The sequence below is a fragment of the Oleiphilus sp. HI0125 genome (genome assembly GCF_001635355.1).
The window spans coordinates 1-846 of record NZ_LWGF01001514.1; the positions used below are offsets into that span (position 1 = coordinate 1).

Here is an 846-nt window from a genome sequence, read left to right on the forward strand (position 1 = left end):
TTAACAATTTACAAGTTAAAGCAGGAAACAAAACACTACTTCGTACAACCCATGAGGAATTTAGCGAGGGTGAATTTTGGGCAATTGTCGGCGCCAATGGCGCAGGTAAGTCTACATTTTTAAAAGCCATATCCGGCGACAACAACTACACCGGCGACATTCTCTTACACGGAAAAGAACTTCGGCAATGGGACTCAATGGAGCGCGCTCGCCATGTAGGCGTACTTCCTCAGTCGTCAATTCTCTCATTTGCATTCAAAGCAAAAGAAGTCGTTGAACTAGGGCTCACACCACTTTCACTTAGTAGAGAACAAGCAGAGCAAGTAGTAAACGAATGCATGCGCCGTTGCGACTGCCTGCATTTAGCAGATGAATATTACCCTCAGCTTTCAGGTGGAGAACAGCAACGCGTAAACCTCGCACGCGTATTGGTACAAATTAGCCAAGCCAAACAAACACCCGTGTTATTGTTAGACGAAGCACTCTCAGCCCAAGACCTTGGACACCAACACCAACTATTAGAATTTGTCACTCAACTCTGTAAACAGCACAACATACTCATTGTTGGCGTACTCCACGACCTAAACCATGTACTGAAATACTGCGACAAGGCCTTACTCATCGACCAAGGCAAAGCTGTTCAAAAAGGCAATGTGGAAGACGTACTCAATGCCGAAAACATTGAACGCTGCTGGAAATACAAAGCGGAATTCGCCAGCTCATCCGAAGGATATAAGCTGATTATTTGATGGATAGCGAAAGCTAGAAGCTAGAAGCTAGAAGCTAGAAGCTAGAAGCTAGAAGCTAGAAGCTAGAAGCTAGAAGCTAGAAGCTAGAAGCTAGAAA

General features: G+C 44.8%; 1 protein-coding gene. It reads left to right on the top strand.

Annotation, left to right across the window (positions count from 1 at the left end; translation table 11 throughout):
• The coding region (locus A3762_RS25415; RefSeq protein WP_068758197.1) for a heme ABC transporter ATP-binding protein at positions 1-749 on the top strand (749 nt) is incomplete at its 5' end.
• Positions 750-846: the final 97 nt, after the last annotated feature.